Consider the following 19,542-nt stretch of genomic DNA (forward strand, 5'->3'; position numbering starts at 1 on the left):
TATTAATTCAAAAAAGAAAAGTCCTAACTTTGCTTGCAACCACTTAGTGAACCTCTTTGGAATTTAGTTTTTTATATAGTCTTGTTTTTGCTGGTATCATCCAAGGCATATTTTCGAGCATATTTATTCTTAGCTTTAAAAGAAAACGCTCAAAAGCTTCCATATACCTCGGTTTATTAATTTTATGTATTACATTAACAAATCTTCAATATACACTTGATGAACTTGATATAATTTCTTGGGATTTATTTAATCTTATTTATATTCCCTATCTTTTTTTACTCGCACCTCTCCTCTATTTTTTTATAGTATACTTTCTATATCCTGAAAGAAAAATAAAAAAAGTAGAATTCCTTTTATACCTCCCCTTAGTTCTATTTTCAGGCATTACCATTGTTTATAAAGTTGTAGCCCTTGCTACTGGACGCACAGCAAATTATGATGCAGATCAAGCTGAAATAGCAAATCTCATTGACGTATACGGTGATTTTGTAAATATCCCAACATTACTATTTACCATCTTATTATTGTTTATACATATAAAAAACTATCAAAAAATAAATAACACATCTAGATCTAAAGTTATAATTACGGATTTGTTGTGGATAAAAGTATTACTTGGTGTCTTAGCTCTCTCGTGCATCCCTTGGTCTGTTTATACATATAAGTATTGGAAAAATGAAGAAACGATATATCTTCCTATTTTTATAATTACGTCTATTGTCATTTATATTATAGGGTACATTGGAATCCACAAAATCAAAACTCTAAATCAGCGACAAAAAATCAGAACTTTTGTAAACAAAAGCAAACCTTATTCGATTGTTCAAAATTCAAAAAACGAACATATCATTAAACTTGAAGAGATTATCATAAACGACAAACGATATCTTGACCCAAATCTTTCTTTGGATTTTCTAGCAGAAAAACTACAGTTAAGTAAAAGTTATTTATCACGTATTATTAATAATGAACTCCAAACAAGTTTTAATGATTATATAAATTCATTACGTATAGCTGAGGCAAAAGAACTTCTTCATAATCCTGAATTTTCAAACTACACGTTAGTCGCCATTGGCCTAGAAGCTGGTTTTAGTTCTAAGACCACCTTTAACAATGCCTTCAAGAAATTTACAGGCGTCACACCATCATATTTTAGAAAAAACCTTTAGAATTAGTTCCAATTATTGCAGATTCGCAATATCCTGAACGTCAAAACATGGAGGTTTAGATATTTTAGTCTTATGCTAGGACTATACGTCATTACCTACACCCCCAATGGTAATCTAACATACTAATACCCATTGGACAGAAGTCTATATTCAAAAATTAATACTCTTTTTACGCTTTCGCGAAAGCGTATTATATAAACTTTTAGTAGCGCTATATGATTAAAATAACAAACGATATTTGGAGTGATTCCTGCACACATTCTTTCTATACACTGTTATAAAATATCTTCTATGCAGAATTATACAAAGTGTATACTTATTATTGCTTCTATTTTTTTATCTCAAGGTTGGAGTTCTCCAAACATCCCTTCATCACTAGAGGAAACTTTATGGGTCACAAATTGTTTTACAAATGAAGATCCTGTTACTATTGAAGTATCTAATAAAAATGAAGAAGATGAAAGGATCGCAAACGGACATCCTGACTACCCAGCGATGCTTGCTCTATACAACAACCTTAATGGAGCCAACTGGAATCAACCATGGCCAGTGATTGCCAACTGTGACCCTTGCACCTATGCCAATGTACAATGTTCTGCGGGGCGAGTTTGGTCTATAAATATTACCAATGACCTTAATGTCTCTGGACCACTACCTCCAGAAATATCACAATTAACACAAATGGTCTTTTTCTCCTTAGATCGCAGCGATGTTACAGGGACCCTACCCACATCTATAGGGTCTATGACAAATCTTACAGTACTTAATATTAACAGGCCTTTTGCAGGAGGAATGACTGGTCCTATACCTGCTTCTTTTGCCAATCTTACAAACCTTACTTGGCTTTCCCTTTCTGGTCACAGTCTTACAGGACCGATACCTAGTTATATAGGAAATTTTTCTAATTTAGAAACATTTCGTCTAGGTTTTAATGAATTAAGTGGAACTATTCCTGCTTCTATAGGAAACTTATCTAATCTTGAGTTTTTAGATTTACGAGGAAATAATTTATCAGGAACCATTCCAAATACTTTTGGAAATCTGAATAGCATTCAGATTATGTATCTAGGTACCAATCAATTATCAGGAGCTATTCCTACAGAAATTGGGAATAACACTACCTTATTAGAGTTTTGGGCTATTAACAATCAACTCAGCGGTTCGCTTCCAGCTTCTTTTTCTAATCTTACCAGTTTACAACAGCTTAATTTAGAAGGCAATCAACTATCAGGATCATTGCCACCCGCACTCGGCAATAATGCATTACCTAATCTTATCATACTTAATCTGAGCAACAATCAAATTTCAGGAACAATACCTGATAGTTATGGCTTTTTTAATAGTTTACAGACATACGATTTAGCTGAGAACAATTTGACTGGGTCTTTTCCCAATACTTTTGGATCTTTATCCGCACTACGTTCTTTATGGTTTCATGACAATCAACTATCTGGGAGCATCCCTGCAAATGCACTCTCACAACCTCTTTTAACAAGTATTCAAATTTATAATAATCAATTATCAGGTAGTCTCCCTCCTAGTTTAAGTAGTAAAACTAACCTTTTTACTCTTTATGTAAATAACAATAATCTTTCTGGCACTATTCCTAATTTGACAAATAATGCAGGGTTAACTTTTTTTAGGATTCAAGATAATGCGTATCAATTTGGTGATTTTGAAAATGAGTTCCCTTTTTACGATACGAATGTTGCTCTATTTGACGACAACCCACAAGCTTTACTAGACACTGCGTATACTCAAAATTCAAATGCAGGAGATAATGTTGCCATGACTGTAAATTGTAGTGGTAATCAGAACACTTATCAATGGTATTTTGCACCTGATGCTATCAGTACAGGGACTGTTATTACAGGAGCTACAAATGCTACACTCAATTTAAATAATGTACAAGCTGCAGATAACGGTTTTTATTATGCCCTTGTAAATAGTAACATTGTTACTGATTTAACTTTAGAACGTCATCGTATTGAACTTGTGATCGCAGGTGGTCTAGCTTGTACAACATTAGCCTCTCCCGTTAATATGCAAACGGATGTTGCAGTTAGTACTGATTTAGACTGGAATCCTGTTGCTGGGGCAACAGGCTACAAACTTAATATTGGAAGTAGCGCTGGAAATTATGACATTATTAATGATTTAGATGTCGGAAATGTTACTAACTATGACTTCTTATCTGATCTAAATATATCAACTACTTATTTTGTTCAAATCATTCCATATAATTCTTCAGGAGATTCAATAGGTTGCGTAGAAGAGAGCTTCACTACAGGTAGTTTATGTACCAATTTGACAAATCCCATAGATGGAAGTATTGATGTTCCTGTAGACACAGATTTAAGTTGGAACCCTGTCTCTGGGGCTGCAAACTATCAAGTACAAGTCGGTTCGTTTTCTGGAAACTACAATATTTTAGATATTATTGTTCCTAACACCACGTATAATTTTGCCAATGATTTAAATGGATTAACCAACCATTATGTTTTAATTACACCGCTAGATGCTTCAGGAATTCCGATAGGTGTTAATTGTAACGAAGAGTTTTTTAGAACTGACATTAGATGTCCTAGTTTATTACTACCTACCGACGGCTCAACAGATGTACCTGTAGACACCAATTTAAGTTGGAGCTCTGTTCCTGGCGCAGCAAATTACGAGCTATTCGTTGGGCTGTCTCCAGGAGATTTTAGTATTGCTAACATCCTAACACCTAGCACCGGCTTTATTTTTCCTAATGATTTAGACCCTTTTACTACTTATTATGTTTCAATTACGCCATATAGTTTCTCAGGAATTCCATTAAGCTTTAATTGTTCTGAAGAAAGTTTTACAACAGGCAGCGTATGCACCAATTTAGTCACTCCTACAAACGGAACTATTGATGTTTCGGTAGATACAGACTTGCAATGGAATCCTGTTGGTGGAGCAGCAACATATCAGATACTCATAGGTGACACTTCTGGAAATTATAATTTAATCAATGATATAAGTACAACCACAACATACGTTATCACTCCAGGAATACTGAATGTAGCCACTACGTATTATGTGCAAATAATCCCGTTTAACAGTAGCGGAGTTCAATTAGGAATTAATTGTGCAGAAGAGAGTTTCACCACAGGGAGTTCTTGTACTAGTTTGGTCACTCCTACAAACGGAGCTATTGATATTTCGATAGATACAGACTTGGAATGGAATCCCGTGAGTGGAGCAGCAACATATCAGATACTCATAGGTGACACTTCTGGAAATTATAATTTAATCAATGACATAAGTACAACCACAACATACATTATCCCTCCAGGAATACTGAATGTAGCTACTACGTATTATGTGCAAATAATCCCGTTTAATAGTAACGCAGTTCAACTAGGAATCAATTGTACAGAAGAGAGTTTTGTTACAACAAGTGGTTCTTGTACCCATCCAGATTATCCTGCTGTGGAGGCAATTTACAATTCTATGAATGGACCTACTTGGGTAACAACTGTCTGGAATATAACAGACTGCGACCCATGTAATGCGACATCTTATCCTGGAATTATATGTAACACCAACAACAGAGTTCAATCCATTGTATTAGGATCAGATCCAAATATAAATGGCCCTATTCCAACTATTGTTAATCAGCTTACTGAACTAGAAGAATTTGATATTAGTCAATCAAATATTTCTGGAACAATTCCTGTAGAATTTGCCAATATCTCAACATTAAGAATTCTCAGGCTTAGTAATAATATCAACTTCACAGGACCAGTACCTATAGTTCTAGGGTCTTCTCCTGCTTTAGAGATCTTAGACCTTTCATCATCAAACTTTGTTGGAGAAATTATACCTATAGAGATTGGAAATATCAGTACACTTAGAGAATTACGATTGGAATATGCAGGATTTGGAGGCACAATCCCATTAGAACTAGGAAACTTATCAAACTTAGAGCACTTGAACCTAAGGTCGAATAATTTGACAGGAACAATACCAACACAATTGGGGAATTTAAGCACACTTACATATTTACATTTAGGCGATAATCAACTTTCAGGAACAATACCAACAAGCTTAGGGAATTTATCAAATATTGAAACGTTTGTGTTATTTGTTAATAATCTAACAGGAATCATCCCAACAAGTTTAGGGAATCTTACAAACACTCAAACTTTTGACATCAGACAAAACCAACTAACTGGTGGCTTACCAACTGGAATTGGAAATTTTTCAAATCTCAATTGGTTTAATATAAGTGACAATCAACTTTCAGGAACTATCCCTGCAAGTTTTTCTAATCTAACAACGTTAGAATATTTTGTATTGGATCGGAATAACTTTGATGATGTATTTCCTGTTTGGTTATCAAATAACACAAATCTTGTTGCCGTTTCTATTTATAATAATTCTTTTAGTGGGAACATTCCTCCTCTAACATTGGCAACACATCCCAATATGCAATTTCTGTTAATTGAATCAAATGAATTTCAGTTTGGAGATTTTGAAAATGAATTTAATGATTACCTATTTTTCTTTGGAGTTGGAGGAAGTATTTCATGGACCCCCCAAGCAAATGTTGATGTTGAATATACAATTGATCCATGCCAAAATACATCGGTAGATATGATAACCAATGTTAGCGGTAATCAAAATAATTACCAATGGTTTAAAGGAACTTCACCAACAGGAATTCCTATTGCTGGAGCAACTTCTAGCACCTATACAATCCCTTCAGTCCAACCCAGTGATATAGGTGATTATTATTGTGAAGTCACCAATACTATTATATTTAATCTTACCATAACAAGAAACCCTATTCACATAAACACTGTTCCTACTGGAGGAGGAAATTGTGATACCGATGGAGACGGATTATCAGACAGTGACGAAACAACCATTCACAATACAGATCCTAACAATCCAGATACCGACGGAGATGGAATCAATGATGGAGATGAAGTAAATAATAATACAGATCCACTAGATCCTTGTGATCCGAATATGACAGGACCAACCTGTGATCCAGATGGAGATGGATTATCAAATAGTGACGAAACAACCATTCACAATACAGACCCAAACAATCCAGATACCGATGGAGACGGAATCAATGATGGAGATGAAGTCAATAATAACACAGATCCACTAGACCCTTGTGACCCTAATATGACAGGACCAATCTGTGATCCAGATGGGGATGGATTGTCTAATGATGATGAAACAACCATTCATAACACAGACCCTAACAATCCGGATACAGATGGAGATGGAATTAATGATGGAGATGAAGTAAATAATAACACAGATCCACTAGATCCTTGTGATCCGAATATGACTGGACCAACTTGCGATCCTGATATGGACGGATTATCAAATAGTGACGAAACAACCATTCATAACACAGACTCTAACAATCCAGATACTGATGGAGATGGAATTAACGATGGAGATGAAGTCAATAATAACACAGATCCGCTAGATCCTTGTGACCCAAATATGACAGGGCCAACTTGTGATCCTGATGGAGATGGATTATCAAACAGTGACGAAACAACCATTCATAATACAGACCCTAACAATCCAGATACCGATGGAGACGGAATCAATGATGGAGATGAAGTTAATAATAACACAGATCCACTAGACCCTTGTGATCCGAATATGACGGGACCAACCTGTGATCCTGATGGTGATGGACTTCCAAATAATGACGAAATAATATTTTATAACACAGATCCAAATAATCCAGATACGGATGGAGACGGAATCAATGATAAAGATGAGATCATAAATAATACAGATCCATTAAATAGCTGTGACCCAATATTCAGTAGCGAAGAGTGTGTTCAAAACTATTTCACCCCTAATAATGATGGATATCATGATACATGGGGAATACCTGGAGCATCGGCTGTTTTAATTTTTGATCGTTATGGGAAATTACTCAAGACTTTAAAACGAAATCAGCGATGGGATGGACTCTACAACGGAACGTTAATGCCATCTACTTCTTATTGGTACAAAGCCGAAATAAAAGACACTAACAATAACATGAAAGTAATTGTTGGTGCGTTTTCACTCATTCGTCGTTAGCATACAATTAATCAATATCCTAACAGCGTTTCTATCTTTATTTTCACCTTTTCTGTACTCGGAATCATCGTCTGCTCTAAGGTACTATTTAACGGAATTGCAGGCATATTTTCTGATCCTATAAGTAATACTGGAGCATCTAATTCTCTGAAACATTCTTCCTGAATTCTTCCTTGAAGACCACGGCTAAAACCATTATCAGATGGTTCTTCTGTAATCACAAGACATTTCCCGCATTTCTTTACAGATTTAAAAACGGTATCGTAGTCCAACGGATGTAATGTACGTAGATCAACTATTTCAATACGATCTTGCATTCCTAGTTCTGAACTCGCATTCATAGCCCAATGCACCCCCATTCCATAAGTAATAATAGACATGGTTTCTACTTCTTCTTGTTTCCAAATTTCTTGTAGTATCCATGCCTTTCCAAAAGGAAGCATATAGTCTTCAGAAGGCTCTATAGAAGTTGCTCCTTTTGTCCCTGGCACTTTAGACCAGTATAGTCCTTTGTGTTCAAAAATCACTACAGGGTTAGGGTCATAGTATGCTGCTTTTAAAAGACCTTTAAGATCGGCTCCATTAGAAGGGTATGCTATTTTAAGTCCGCGTATATTAGTCACTACACTTTCTACAGAAGATGAGTGATAAGGACCTCCAGATCCGTACGCCCCTATAGGCACACGTAAAATCATAGATACAGGCCATTTTCCATTACTTAAGTAACAAGAACGAGACACCTCTGTAAAGAGTTGATTAAGACCTGGCCAGATGTAATCTGCAAATTGCACTTCTACAATTGGTTTTAAACCTATTGCACTCATTCCTACGGTAGATCCTACAATAAAAGCTTCTTGAATAGGTGTATTGAACACGCGGTTATCACCAAATTTTTGAGCAAGTGTTGCTGCTTCTCTAAAAACACCTCCTAATCGCCCTCCTACATCTTGACCATACATCAAACATTCAGGGTGTTTTCTCATTAATTCTTCTATAGCAAATAAGGCACAATCTACCATTACAACTTGTTCTCCACCTTCAGGTGATCGTTCTCCAACTTCTTCGGTTATAGGTGTAGGTGCAAAATCGTGGGTAAATAAATCTTCAGGCTTTGGGTCTTCTGCTTCTTGTGCTTTCTCGAAGGCTGTTTGTGTTTCCGCTTTCGCGAAAGCGATCATATCATCAATCTCTTTTTGAGTAACACCATTATCCAGAAGTAACTGTATCATCTTAGGATACGGATCACGACTGCGTGCTTCTTCTAAATCATCTCGATACCACTCCATACGTACACCAGAAGTATGATGATTAAGTAATGGCACTTTTGCATGCACTAAAAACGGTCTGCGTTCTGTACGTATCTTATGAATAACATCTTGCAATGTATTGTAGCTTTCTTCAAAGTCAGTTCCATCAATAGTTACCGCCTCAAGACCATTAAACCCTCTAGCATACTCAAAAGCATCTTGCGCTCTTGTTTCTGCTGCATTTGCGCTAATATCCCACCCATTATCTTGTACTAAATACAAAATAGGAAGTTGCTTAAGTGCTGCCATTTGAAAAGCTTCTGCAATCTCTCCTTCTGTCACAGACGCATCTCCAAGAGAACATACTACAAAAGGTTTTTCTCCTTCTTTATGCTTACTGAGATTCTCAGCTTCCTCATACCAAAACCCCATAGCAACTCCTGTGGCAGGAATTGTTTGCATTCCTGTGGCGCTACTTTGATGTGGTATTTTAGGCTTATCATCATCCCTCAAGCTAGGGTGCGAATAATAGGTACGGCCTCCAGAAAAAGGATCATCTCGTTTTGCTAAGACTTGCAACATAAGCTCATAAGAACTCATCCCTATCGCAAGCAACATAGCATCATCACGATAATAAGGGAATGCATAATCTTGAGGGCGTAATTGCATTCCTATTGCAGTTTGTATAACCTCATGACCACGACTTGTTGCGTGTACATATTTTGAAACTACTTTAAAGTTTTCTTCGTACAATTCGGTCATTGATTTTGCCGTACAAAGATTTTGAAATCCTTTTTTGAGTATGTCTTTATTCATGGAGTGTCTAAAATCAAATACTAAATATCAAGTAAGATAAGAACTATGACATTATATATTCTATAATTGAGTGTTCAAAATTATTATACTAGCTCTTCTGCATTTACAGGAACCATCCACTCAAATAAGTCTTCATGAGCTCCTGTTTTAATAGCATTAAGAGTATCATTTACAGCGTTACCTACAGGGTATGTTTCTGAAACATTGATCATTTCATCTCCCCACCCTATTTCTTGAATATATGCAATTCCTACAGCTGTACCCGTTCCAAAAGCTTCTTCTAATGTTCCTAGTTGTGCTGCTTCTTGTATTTCATTTATTGTAATAGGTCTTTCTGTAACAGTATATCCTTTGTGTTTTAAAAGATCAATCACACTTTTCCTAGTAATACCATGGAGTACGGCTCCATCAAGATTTGGAGTAATAAACTGTCCGTTTATCTTAAAAAAGATATTCATCGTCCCCACTTCTTGTATGTATTTATGTTCATGAGCATCTAGCCAAAGTACTTGATCATATCCTTTTGATTTGGCGATTTCTGTAGGGCGAATAGCTGCAGCGTAGTTTCCTGCTGCTTTTGCTTCTCCAGTTCCACCAGCTGCAGCTCGTATATAACTACGTTCTGCCCATAATTTTATTGGTTTACTAAAGAAAGGACCTGCTGGAGATGCGATAATAACAAATTTAAAACTTGTTGCTGCTCTCATTCCTATAAAAGGCTCATCTGCATACATAAATGGTCTTAAGTACAAGGCACTTCCGTCTGCTGGCGGAATCCATCCTTGTTCTACATTGACAAGTGTTTTTAAACCTTCTACAAATAGGTCTTCTGGAAATTCTGGCATTCCCATTCGGCGTGCACTTGCATTAAGACGGGATGCATTTTCTGATGGGCGAAAAAGAAGTGGTTCCCGCTTTCGCGAAAGCGTACTCTTCATCCCTTCAAAAACAGCTTGTCCATAATGCAGTGCCATCGCTGCTGGATGTGTAGGAATTAATTCTAGAGGTTCTACTCTAGGATTTTGCCATTGTCCATCTGTATAATCACAAATGAACATATGGTCTGTAAAGGTGCGTCCTAATGGGATATTATCAAAATCGATACTATCAATTTTTGACGCTTTAGTTTTTGTAGTTGGTATATTCATTGTAGGATATGCTTCAAGTTTAAATAATGAAAGTTGTAAAAACTCTCTCTGTCCTTTTGGACATGTCTCTCAAAAGAGACCATTCATATATTTATAACATCTAGATAGTTCTAGAGGTGTCAAATTGCTCCAGATTATCTGCTATACGTCTCAAGAAACTTCCACCTAAGTAACCATCTACAATACGATGATCAAAACTTAAGGAGAGATACATCATTTGCCTAATTTCTATAGTATCACCTTCTGGACGTTCCATTACTTCTGCTCGTTTCTTAATAATTCCTGTAGCAAGAATCGCAGCTTCTGGTTGATTAATAATAGGAGTTCCCATGACACTTCCAAAGGTTCCTACATTACTTATCGTAAATGTACTTCCCTTGATATCATCACCTCCTAATTTATTCTCTCTTGCTAATCCTGACAATCTATTTACCTCCGCCGCAATTTCTGGCAATGATTTTTGATTTGCATTTTTAACAACAGGAACAATTAAATTACCAGATGGTAATGCTGTTGCCATTCCTATATTGATGTTTTCTTTTACGATGATATTTTTACCATCTACAGAAACGTTAATCATAGGAAAGTCTGCTACTGCTTTTGCAACAGCTTCTACAAACAAAGGGGTAAAGGTTAATTTTTGATTATGCTTTTCTAAAAAGGGTATTTTGTTTGCTGTACGCCAAGCAACAAGTTCTGTCAGGTCAGCTTCGACATAAGCAGTTACATGCGGACTTGTATGTTTACTATAGACCATATGATCTGCAATCATTTGGCGCATGCGATCCATCTCGACAATTTTCCCGGTTCCTTTATCAGGATTTAATTGCGGGATTCTATAAGCTGTAGGATCTGGTTGCACTGCTGTTTGTGCAAATTGAAATGGTCGACCCTCGTCTATATAGTGCATAAGATCGCTCTTACGAAGACGGCCTTCTGCTCCAGTTCCTGGTACACGAGCTAATTCTTCATAGGAAACATGATGTTGTTGTGCAATACTCTTTATAAGAGGACTCACAAACATATCTTTATTTGGAATTGTAAAAGCGGCATTTTGAGTAGGAACACTACTTTGCTTTATGGAAGTCTTTTGACTTCTTTTTAGTGTAGAAGCGTTTATAGTATCCGAAGGTGAGGAAATTTTCTCCTTTTTCACAACAGTAGCATCTACTTCATAATGTGCTATTGGAGTTCCTACAGCAACTACGCTATTAGGCCCATAAAGATGTTTTTTTAGAATCCCCGATGCTGGCGCCGGCACTTCATTATCTACCTTATCTGTTGCCACCTCAACAATAATATCTCCCTCTTCAAAAGAATCTCCCTCTTGAATTAACCAGTTTAATATCGTTCCCTCCGTTATGCTTTCACCCATCTTTGGCATTAGCAAATCGGTTATTTTATTACTCATATGGGGGTATTTAATTTATGGTAATTGTAAATATAATAAACCTTCTTACTTAAATATTTGAAATAGCTGACATATGTAATTATATTAGAATATTATTCTTTTAAAACACATTATAATGTATTTTTGTTCTTTATTTTTTACTATAAAGCAGAATAAAAAGTATTTTATTACTCATGAAACTAGATACTACAGATATTGCAATTCTCAAATTACTACAGAGTAATTCTAATCGAACCGTAAAAAGTATGGCTGCCCAACTAGAGCTTTCTACAACTCCCATTTTTGAACGAATAAAAAAACTAGAAAAAGAAGGTTTGATATCAAATTATACAGCACGTTTAGATCACAAAAAAATAGGCTTAAAGCAAACGGTATTTATTGCTATTTCCCTTCAGGGGCATACACGTAGTTTTCTAGAAAAATTTGTAAGAGAGATTAATGACTTTCCAGAAGTTGTAGAATGTCATCGTGTAAGTGGAGGATTTGACTATTTACTTAAACTTGTTGTAAAAGACATAGAAGCTTATGAGACGTTTATCATAACAAAATTGACATTATTACCTTACCTAGGAAATGTACAAAGTCATATTGTATTATCTACAAGCAAAGAGACAAATGAAGTAGATCTCTCTTTTTTAAAATAAATAGTATCAGATAGAAAAATAAAACATCTCATTATTAGGCAAAAAAAATGTAATAACAACGCTAGTCATTATTACATTCTATGTATACGTTATCATAAATAATACTTTAATAATTATTTGAATTAAATTGTATTCTATCTATGTATAGCATAACTACTACTATCTGCTAAGTCTTGTAAAAAATCGGATACTACCTTCATTTTTTTTGATAAATTTTTAAAGAACGTTTTCATAATTTCTATCTTTTTAAGAGTTATTATTTAATTTTTCTAACACTTATTAAGACGAAGTTTTATCTATAACATTTCACTATTAACATTTATTTATCAATAAGATTTATTTATGATTAAATTAACATCATTTCTTTTTAAACTCTTGTAAGGTTGCATAAAAATCTTCTTGTTTAGGTCTATTTTCAGGAATTTCTCTTAAAGGTGCTACTTCTCTTAATGATTCATGGCAATCGGCTGGGAGTTGTTGGTATAATTTTGTCCCTGCTGTTTTCCAAGCAATCATCTCATCACTGACTTCTTTTATGATTTTTGCTGGATTCCCTACTACAAGACTTCGATTTGGGATTATAGTTTCTGCTCTCACAAAAGCCATAGCTCCTACAATACACTCATCTCCTATTTGAGCATCATCCATAATAACACTATTCATACCAATCAAACAGTTACGACCTAAGTTTGCCCCATGAATAATTGCGCCATGACCTACGTGAGCACTTTCTTTAAGTATAATAGATTTTCCTGGAAACATATGTACTGTACAATTTTCTTGTACATTAACACCGTCTTCAAGTATAATTTCTCCCCAATCTCCACGTATAGCTGCTCCTGGACCAACATAGCAATCCTTTCCTATAATAACATTTCCAGTAACTGCTGCAAGTGGATGTACAAAACTAGATGGATGTACGACAGGGATATGCCCTTTAAAACTATAAATCATAAAAATTATATTATTTACTTTTCAAATATCTCTGAATATATAAAAACAAATCAGCGCTTTTTAACACCATTGTTGATAAAAAATTGTTAAAGATTACTAATACACAATATAATCCTGTAAGTATCTGCGTTACTTTACTAACTAAGGTATCAATAAAAATTCCACGCTATGATTCAACAAACAACATCTTGCTTCGTACAAAAGGAATATATACCTTTAATTAAGTTTCCTAAAGAAGATGTATTCCTAGATAAAAGTCAAAAAAGTTTACGTGCTTATTATCTCAATCGTGCATCTCAATTAGGTAATTTACTTAAAAACAAAGTCAATATTTATTTTAAAGATGCCGAAAACAAATTAATGAGAGTACACACGACTATATGGGCTGTTACCCAAAATAGTGTTATTCTTAAAAAAGGAACCATTATACCTCGACATCGTATTGTATATATAGATTAAAAAGCATACCCACCCAACTTAATAAACCTTTTCCCCCTTATGGATACTTTAGAAAAAATATATCCCACAAAAAAAGAGTTCTTATATGCTCTTAAATTCTCTAATGAAGACGTCATCAAAACACGTCAAGAAAAAGAACTACGCCTCTATTCTATAAATAGAGCCATGCGTTTAGGAAATGTTGTCAAAAACAAAGTACACATCTATTTTAAAGATTCTCGCAACAGAATCATCTTTATATACACTACCGTATGGGGTGTCACAAAGAATGATGTCATCCTTAAAAAAGGAGTTACTATTCCCATAAAGAGTATCATTCAGGTAGATTAATATTCTATTTGAACCTCTTTAAAGTTTCTTTTGTAAAATCACTTAGCACAAGGCGTCCAGAAATAGCGGCTCTCTCAGCTAGAAGTGTATCCCAATCTTCTGTCCCTTTCCAGAGGATTGTCTTCATTTCTCTCATTGCTTCTGGATTATATGTACATAGATTTTCTGCAAATGCCTGTACCGCTTCATCTAGTGCTTCTATGCTATCATACACCTGTGCATACAATCCTTTTTGTCTTGCCCACTCAGCATCATAAAACGTATTTGCATCTATTGCTATTTGCGACATCCCTGTTAAGCCAAGTTTACGCTCTACAGCGGGACCTACCACAAAAGGACCTATTCCTACATTAAGCTCGCTTAGTTTAATACTTGCAAACTTACTAGCCATACAATAATCTGTAGCGCTTGCAACACCTACACCTCCACCTACAGTTTTACCTTGTACTCTTCCTATAATAAATTTAGGGCACGTACGCATCGCATTAATCACATTTGCAAAACCAGAAAAGAAAATCCTTCCTGTCTCTGCATCATTTATATTTATAAGCTCTTTAAAACTTGCTCCTGCACAAAACGTACGATCACCTCCACTTTTTAAGATGATTACCTTTACAGCTTCATTCTTTCCAGCTTCTGTTATTGTACTTGCTAGTTTTGCAAGAATATCTCCTGGCAAACTATTATGTGCCGGGTGAAAAAAGGTTATGGTCGAGATTCCGTTATGTATTTCTTCTTTTACGTATGGGTCAGACATGGTTATGCTTAATTCTTGAGTTAATTAATCTAATAGGTTAAATTGTTCAAAATGGTGATTCAAATGTTTTCGTTCCATTAAATACCATTCGTATTTATTAAGTTCTCCAAAGACCGCATTCTTTGCCGTGGCTTCTGGATTTTCCTTATAAAATTTCAAATATTCTTGTCGTATTCTGGTTAATTCCGCTTTCGCGAAAGCGAGATCAACATGCTTTAATGGAGGCTGAATCCCAGCTTCATATAATGGAAAATTATATTCCCGAGGCATCTTATCATAGTTATATAAAGTAGCATGCACTTTATCCAATACTTTTTCTGGAGTAGCAACTTCAAAATCCTGTATTTCTCCTAAAGCAATACGATAGGTGAATTCTAAATGCTCCACCATTTGCTGCGGTGTCATAGCTCCCCATTGTGGTTTGCTATCCTCAGTAAGTGTTGCTAGCGCATCTTCAAAAACAGCATCTGTAATTTCTGTAAACACCAATTGTTTTTTCTGAACCATCGTAAGAATAGTTGCGACAGCTACCAACGGTTCTTGATCTTCTTTAGGATTTGCATCAAACACCTCAACAAACCACTTTACGATTCCGCAAGGATGTTCATTTCCTGCAACATCACGTTCTATTTTTTGTTTACACGTCAAACGCACATATACGGTGTCATTATGGTAAATAGGTCGTAAGAAACGACACTCTTCTAATCCATAGTTTGCTGCTACTGGGCCTTTATTAGGGTATACAAAAAGTCCTGCTGCCGCTGCTAAAATAAAATAACCATGTGCGGTACGTTTTTCAAAAATACTTCCCTCAAGAGATGTAATATCTGTATGCGCATAGAAGTGATCCCAAGTAAGGTTTGCAAAGTTTACAATATCCCCATCGGTAATTGTTCTGTTATGTGTCTTAAGGGACATTCCGGGTTGAATATCCTCCCAATGATAGGCAAATGGATGTTTCTCTGCTTCTTTATAATCTGCATTGGCTTGATAAATACCCGTTACTTCTGTAAGTGTTGTCGGTGACCCTTGTATTGCACAACGTTGTAAGTAGTGTTTTATACCTCGCATTCCTCCCATCTCTTCACCTCCTCCAGCACGTCCTGGTCCTCCATGGATAAGGTTAGGCAATGGAGATCCGTGTCCTGTAGATTGTTTTGCACTCTCTCTATTTAAAATAAGAATACGTCCATGATGTGTTGCGGCAGATACAGCATACTCTCTTGCAATTTGATTATCATTTGTTACAATAGAACTCACTAAAGAACCTTTACCCATTTTTGCTAATGTAATAGCATCTTCTAGATTTTTATAAGGCATAATAGTACTCACTGGACCAAAAGCTTCTGTTACATGTGCATTTTCATTTGTAAGCGGATGATCTTCTCGTAATAAGATAGGTTTCATAAATGCACCTTTTTGCGCATCAGCACCTATCGTTTCTACTTCATTAAGATTTCCATAAACAATACTTGCTGTCTCAGCAATTTTTGCTACCTGCTCTCGTACAGATTGTCGCTGTCTGTCGTTTACCAATGCTCCCATACGAACCTCTTTTAAACGAGGGTCACCTATCGTTACTTTGTCTAAAGCTTTTCCTAATGCGATTTGCACATCTTCGGTTAGTTTTTCTGGAACAATAATACGTCGTATCGCTGTACATTTCTGTCCCGATTTGACTGTTATCTCGTTACGTACTTCTTTGATAAACAAATCAAACTCTGGTGTTCCAGGGACAGCATCTTCACCTAGTATCGCTGCATTTAAAGAATCTGCTTCCATTGTAAATGGCACCGATTCTTGCGTTAATTGCGGATGATTTCTTAACGTTCTCCCTACTAAAGCAGATCCTGTAAATGTCACTACATCCTGAGATTGTACAGTATCTAAAATATCTCTAGCCGTACCACTAATCAATTGTAATGCTCCTTCTGGTAAAATTCCAGAAGCTATAATTTCTCTCACAACAGCTTCTGTAAGATATGCTGTTTGTGGCGCTGGTAACACAACTGCAGGCATTCCCGCCATCCAGTTGACAGCGCATTTTTCTAACATTCCCCAAATTGGAAAATTAAATGCATTTATATGTACTGCAATGCCTTCTTTAGGCACCATAATATGATGTGCCATAAAACGACCTCCTCTTGATAAATCAATAGGATCTCCTTCTACGTGATATGATTGATTTGGAAACAATTTACGTAAAGATGCATTTGCAAAAAGATTACCAAAACCCCCTTCTATATCAATCCAACTATCAATTTTTGTGGCTCCTGTACGATAACTTAACTCATAAAACGCACGCTTTTTCTTAGTAAGATATAGCGCTAATTTTTTAATCATATTACCGCGTTCCTGAAACGTCATTTTACGTAAAACAGATCCATGATCACGTCCATATTGTAAAATACTTGCAGAATCAATTCCGTCTGTAGTTACACTGGTAAATTGTTCTCCAGTTACAGAATCTAAAATAGGAATTCCTTCCCCTTGACCATCAGACCAAGTTCCTTTAATATAATGTTGCGTTTTATTCATAATCCTTCTCCCCAACCCTCTCCCAAATAGAAAAAGAGTTTTATGGGTTTTTATTAATTATTTTACCTGAGTACGCTTTTGTACTATGCCTACGGCAGACAAGAAAGCGTATATCTCCTTATCCTCGTATTCTTATAATTTCTCCGTTAATTTTCCCCATCACACTCTTTACGTAACCATCTACAACCTTATGCATAGGCACTGGTGTATTTCCAGGAAAATAATCTTTGTATTTTTCGTACGCATCTTCTACAAGATCTGCCGAAACCACATTAACACGAATACCTCTATCTAGTTCTAGAGCAACTGCTTTTGTAAAACTTTGGATTGCTCCATTTACCATAGCAGCACTTGTTGTCATATCTACAGGTTCGTCTGCAAGAATCCCAGTAGTCAATGTAATCGAACCTTTATCATTCAAAAATTCTCTCCCAAGACGTACTAAGTTTACTTGTCCCATCATCTTGCTTTTGATTCCTATATAGAAATCATCTTCAGAAAGGTTGTCAAATGCATCCCATTTTGCATCTCCTGCAATATTTACAATCGCATCTACTTTGCCTACAGTCTCAAACATTTTTTGAATAGACTCCGAAGAAGCTATATCTACCGTGACATCTCCAGAAGATCTTCCAGCAATAAGCACTTCATGATTTTCAGAAAAACGTTTTGCAACTGTTCTTCCTATCGTTCCGTTTCCTCCTACAATTAGTATTTTCATATTGATAGATTTAAAGTACGCTTTCGCGAAAGCTTATATAGTTACATTTTCAATAATAGCCGCATATCCTTGTCCTACACCTATACACATGGTTACCAATGCATATTTTTTCCCAGTTTCTTGCAACTCTAATGCTGCCGAGTATGCAATACGAGCTCCTGTCACACCTAGCGGATGTCCAATAGCGATAGACCCTCCATTAGGGTTAATCCTTGCATCATCATCGGCTAGCCCCCATTCTCTTATACATGCTAGTGCTTGTGATGCAAAAGCCTCATTAAGCTCAATTACATCCATATCATCCATTGTAAGTCCTGCTTTTTTTAATGCCTTATTAGATGCTTGCACTGGACCTATTCCCATAATACGAGGCTCTACTCCTACAGTTGCAGAACTTACAATACGAGCTAATGGTTTTAAGTTATATTTTGCAACAGCATCTTCACTTGCTATAATCGTTGCAACAGCTCCATCATTAAGCCCTGAACTATTTCCCGCTGTTACACTTCCTCCTTCTTTCTTAAAAGCTGGACGAAGTTTTGCTAGTATTTCTTTTGTACTTCCTGGTTTTACAAATTCATCATTTGCAAAAACAATAGGATCTTTTTTACGTTGTGGTATCTCTACAGGAACAATTTCCTTAGCAAGTCGTCCATTAGACTGCGCTTTTGCAGCCTTCATCTGACTGTTATACGCAAACGCATCTTGATCTTCTCGAGAGATATTGTATTTCTCTACTAAGTTTTCGGCGGTATTCCCCATTCCATCAACACCGTATAGTTCTCTCATTTTAGGGTTTATAAAACGCCATCCAAATGTAGAGTCATACATCTTACTATCACCTCCAAAAGCTGTCGAAGGTTTTGCCATAACGTATGGACCACGTGTCATATTTTCTACACCACCAGAGATAAATAGATCTCCATCACCTGCTTTGATTGCTCTATTGGCATGAATAATAGCAGAAAGACCACTACTACATAATCTGTTTACAGTTTCTCCAGGAACAGAAAAAGGCAATCCTGCCAGTAGTAAAGACATACGTGCTACATTACGATTATCTTCTCCTGCTTGATTTGCACACCCCATAATAACATCATCATAGGCTTCTTTTGGAATGGTAGGATTACGTTTTACGATCTCACGTATTACATGCGCTCCTAAATCATCAGTACGTACTGCGCTTAATGTTCCTTTATAATTTCCTATAGGTGTTCTCACACCATCTATAATATATGCTTCTTTCATA

Annotated in this window: 13 protein-coding genes; 5 read left to right on the plus strand and 8 right to left on the minus strand. The window is 36.0% G+C overall.

What is annotated here, in order from left to right; all coding sequences use genetic code 11:
• Window positions 1-56: 56 nt before the first annotated feature.
• Window positions 57-1,172 carry an AraC family transcriptional regulator gene (locus ABJD27_RS12225; protein ID WP_348162547.1) on the plus strand — a complete coding sequence of 372 codons (1,116 nt, stop codon included), beginning with the start codon at window positions 57-59 and terminating at the stop codon, window positions 1,170-1,172.
• 291 nt (window positions 1,173-1,463) lie between these two features.
• Window positions 1,464-7,268, plus strand: a complete 5,805-nt coding sequence (locus tag ABJD27_RS12230; protein ID WP_348202049.1) for a T9SS type B sorting domain-containing protein — start codon at window positions 1,464-1,466, stop codon at window positions 7,266-7,268.
• Between the two features lie 11 nt (window positions 7,269-7,279).
• On the opposite strand, the gene ABJD27_RS12235 is transcribed toward ABJD27_RS12230, so the two are convergent.
• The 3 genes from ABJD27_RS12235 to ABJD27_RS12245 form a co-directional block, all read right to left on the minus strand.
• Complete coding sequence (locus ABJD27_RS12235; RefSeq protein WP_348165010.1) at window positions 7,280-9,331, minus strand: thiamine pyrophosphate-dependent enzyme; 2,052 nt, start codon at window positions 9,329-9,331, stop codon at window positions 7,280-7,282.
• Between the two features lie 83 nt (window positions 9,332-9,414).
• Window positions 9,415-10,479, minus strand: coding sequence for a branched-chain amino acid aminotransferase (locus tag ABJD27_RS12240; RefSeq protein ID WP_348165013.1), 1,065 nt, complete (start codon window positions 10,477-10,479; stop codon window positions 9,415-9,417).
• A 100-nt stretch (window positions 10,480-10,579) separates the two neighbouring features.
• Window positions 10,580-11,890 (minus strand): dihydrolipoamide acetyltransferase family protein, encoded by a 1,311-nt coding sequence (locus ABJD27_RS12245; RefSeq protein WP_348165016.1) that lies wholly within the window; start codon window positions 11,888-11,890, stop codon window positions 10,580-10,582.
• A gap of 173 nt (window positions 11,891-12,063) precedes the next feature.
• On the opposite strand from ABJD27_RS12245, the gene ABJD27_RS12250 reads away from it, so the two are divergent.
• The gene (locus tag ABJD27_RS12250; protein ID WP_348165019.1) at window positions 12,064-12,534 is read left to right on the plus strand and encodes an Lrp/AsnC family transcriptional regulator; all 471 of its coding nucleotides are present in this window, start codon (window positions 12,064-12,066) and stop codon (window positions 12,532-12,534) included.
• Between the two features lie 357 nt (window positions 12,535-12,891).
• Here the strand turns inward: ABJD27_RS12250 and ABJD27_RS12255 are convergent, their stop codons facing one another.
• Window positions 12,892-13,488: a transferase hexapeptide repeat family protein gene (locus ABJD27_RS12255; RefSeq protein WP_348165022.1), complete on the minus strand. Its 597-nt coding sequence runs from the start codon at window positions 13,486-13,488 to the stop codon at window positions 12,892-12,894.
• 168 nt (window positions 13,489-13,656) lie between these two features.
• On the opposite strand from ABJD27_RS12255, the gene ABJD27_RS12260 reads away from it, so the two are divergent.
• Both ABJD27_RS12260 and ABJD27_RS12265 read left to right on the plus strand, forming a co-directional pair.
• On the plus strand, window positions 13,657-13,947 hold the full coding sequence (locus ABJD27_RS12260; protein ID WP_348165025.1) for a hypothetical protein: 291 nt from the start codon (window positions 13,657-13,659) through the stop codon (window positions 13,945-13,947).
• Between the two features lie 39 nt (window positions 13,948-13,986).
• The gene (locus tag ABJD27_RS12265) at window positions 13,987-14,277 is read left to right on the plus strand and encodes a hypothetical protein (RefSeq protein WP_348165028.1); all 291 of its coding nucleotides are present in this window, start codon (window positions 13,987-13,989) and stop codon (window positions 14,275-14,277) included.
• Between the two features lie 4 nt (window positions 14,278-14,281).
• Here the strand turns inward: ABJD27_RS12265 and ABJD27_RS12270 are convergent, their stop codons facing one another.
• The 4 genes from ABJD27_RS12270 to pcaF all read right to left on the minus strand — a co-directional run bounded on the left by ABJD27_RS12270 (window position 14,282) and on the right by pcaF (window position 19,541).
• On the minus strand, window positions 14,282-15,034 hold the full coding sequence (locus ABJD27_RS12270; protein ID WP_348165031.1) for an enoyl-CoA hydratase/isomerase family protein: 753 nt from the start codon (window positions 15,032-15,034) through the stop codon (window positions 14,282-14,284).
• 24 nt (window positions 15,035-15,058) lie between these two features.
• Window positions 15,059-17,572, minus strand: coding sequence for a phenylacetic acid degradation bifunctional protein PaaZ (paaZ, locus tag ABJD27_RS12275; protein ID WP_348165034.1), 2,514 nt, complete (start codon window positions 17,570-17,572; stop codon window positions 15,059-15,061).
• A gap of 118 nt (window positions 17,573-17,690) precedes the next feature.
• Window positions 17,691-18,293 (minus strand): short chain dehydrogenase, encoded by a 603-nt coding sequence (locus tag ABJD27_RS12280; RefSeq protein ID WP_348165037.1) that lies wholly within the window; start codon window positions 18,291-18,293, stop codon window positions 17,691-17,693.
• A 33-nt stretch (window positions 18,294-18,326) separates the two neighbouring features.
• The gene (gene pcaF / locus ABJD27_RS12285; protein ID WP_348165040.1) at window positions 18,327-19,541 is read right to left on the minus strand and encodes a 3-oxoadipyl-CoA thiolase; all 1,215 of its coding nucleotides are present in this window, start codon (window positions 19,539-19,541) and stop codon (window positions 18,327-18,329) included.
• Between the last annotated feature and the right edge of the window lies 1 nt (window position 19,542).

It is taken from the genome of Dokdonia sp. (genome assembly GCF_039945015.1).
Taxonomy (GTDB): Bacteria; Bacteroidota; Bacteroidia; order Flavobacteriales; family Flavobacteriaceae; genus Dokdonia.

Excerpts from the sequence above, each read along its gene's own strand:
- ABJD27_RS12255 (WP_348165022.1), bottom strand. The coding sequence starts at position 13,488 with ATGATTTATAGTTTTAAAGGGCATATCCCTGTCGTACATCCATCTAGT.
- ABJD27_RS12250 (WP_348165019.1), top strand. The coding sequence starts at position 12,064 with ATGAAACTAGATACTACAGATATTGCAATTCTCAAATTACTACAGAGT.
- ABJD27_RS12260 (WP_348165025.1), top strand. The coding sequence starts at position 13,657 with ATGATTCAACAAACAACATCTTGCTTCGTACAAAAGGAATATATACCT.
- paaZ (WP_348165034.1), bottom strand. The coding sequence starts at position 17,572 with ATGAATAAAACGCAACATTATATTAAAGGAACTTGGTCTGATGGTCAA.
- ABJD27_RS12235 (WP_348165010.1), bottom strand. The coding sequence starts at position 9,331 with ATGAATAAAGACATACTCAAAAAAGGATTTCAAAATCTTTGTACGGCA.
- pcaF (WP_348165040.1), bottom strand. The coding sequence starts at position 19,541 with ATGAAAGAAGCATATATTATAGATGGTGTGAGAACACCTATAGGAAAT.
- ABJD27_RS12265 (WP_348165028.1), top strand. The coding sequence starts at position 13,987 with ATGGATACTTTAGAAAAAATATATCCCACAAAAAAAGAGTTCTTATAT.
- ABJD27_RS12245 (WP_348165016.1), bottom strand. The coding sequence starts at position 11,890 with ATGAGTAATAAAATAACCGATTTGCTAATGCCAAAGATGGGTGAAAGC.
- ABJD27_RS12270 (WP_348165031.1), bottom strand. The coding sequence starts at position 15,034 with ATGTCTGACCCATACGTAAAAGAAGAAATACATAACGGAATCTCGACC.
- ABJD27_RS12240 (WP_348165013.1), bottom strand. The coding sequence starts at position 10,479 with ATGAATATACCAACTACAAAAACTAAAGCGTCAAAAATTGATAGTATC.
- ABJD27_RS12230 (WP_348202049.1), top strand. The coding sequence starts at position 1,464 with ATGCAGAATTATACAAAGTGTATACTTATTATTGCTTCTATTTTTTTA.
- ABJD27_RS12280 (WP_348165037.1), bottom strand. The coding sequence starts at position 18,293 with ATGAAAATACTAATTGTAGGAGGAAACGGAACGATAGGAAGAACAGTT.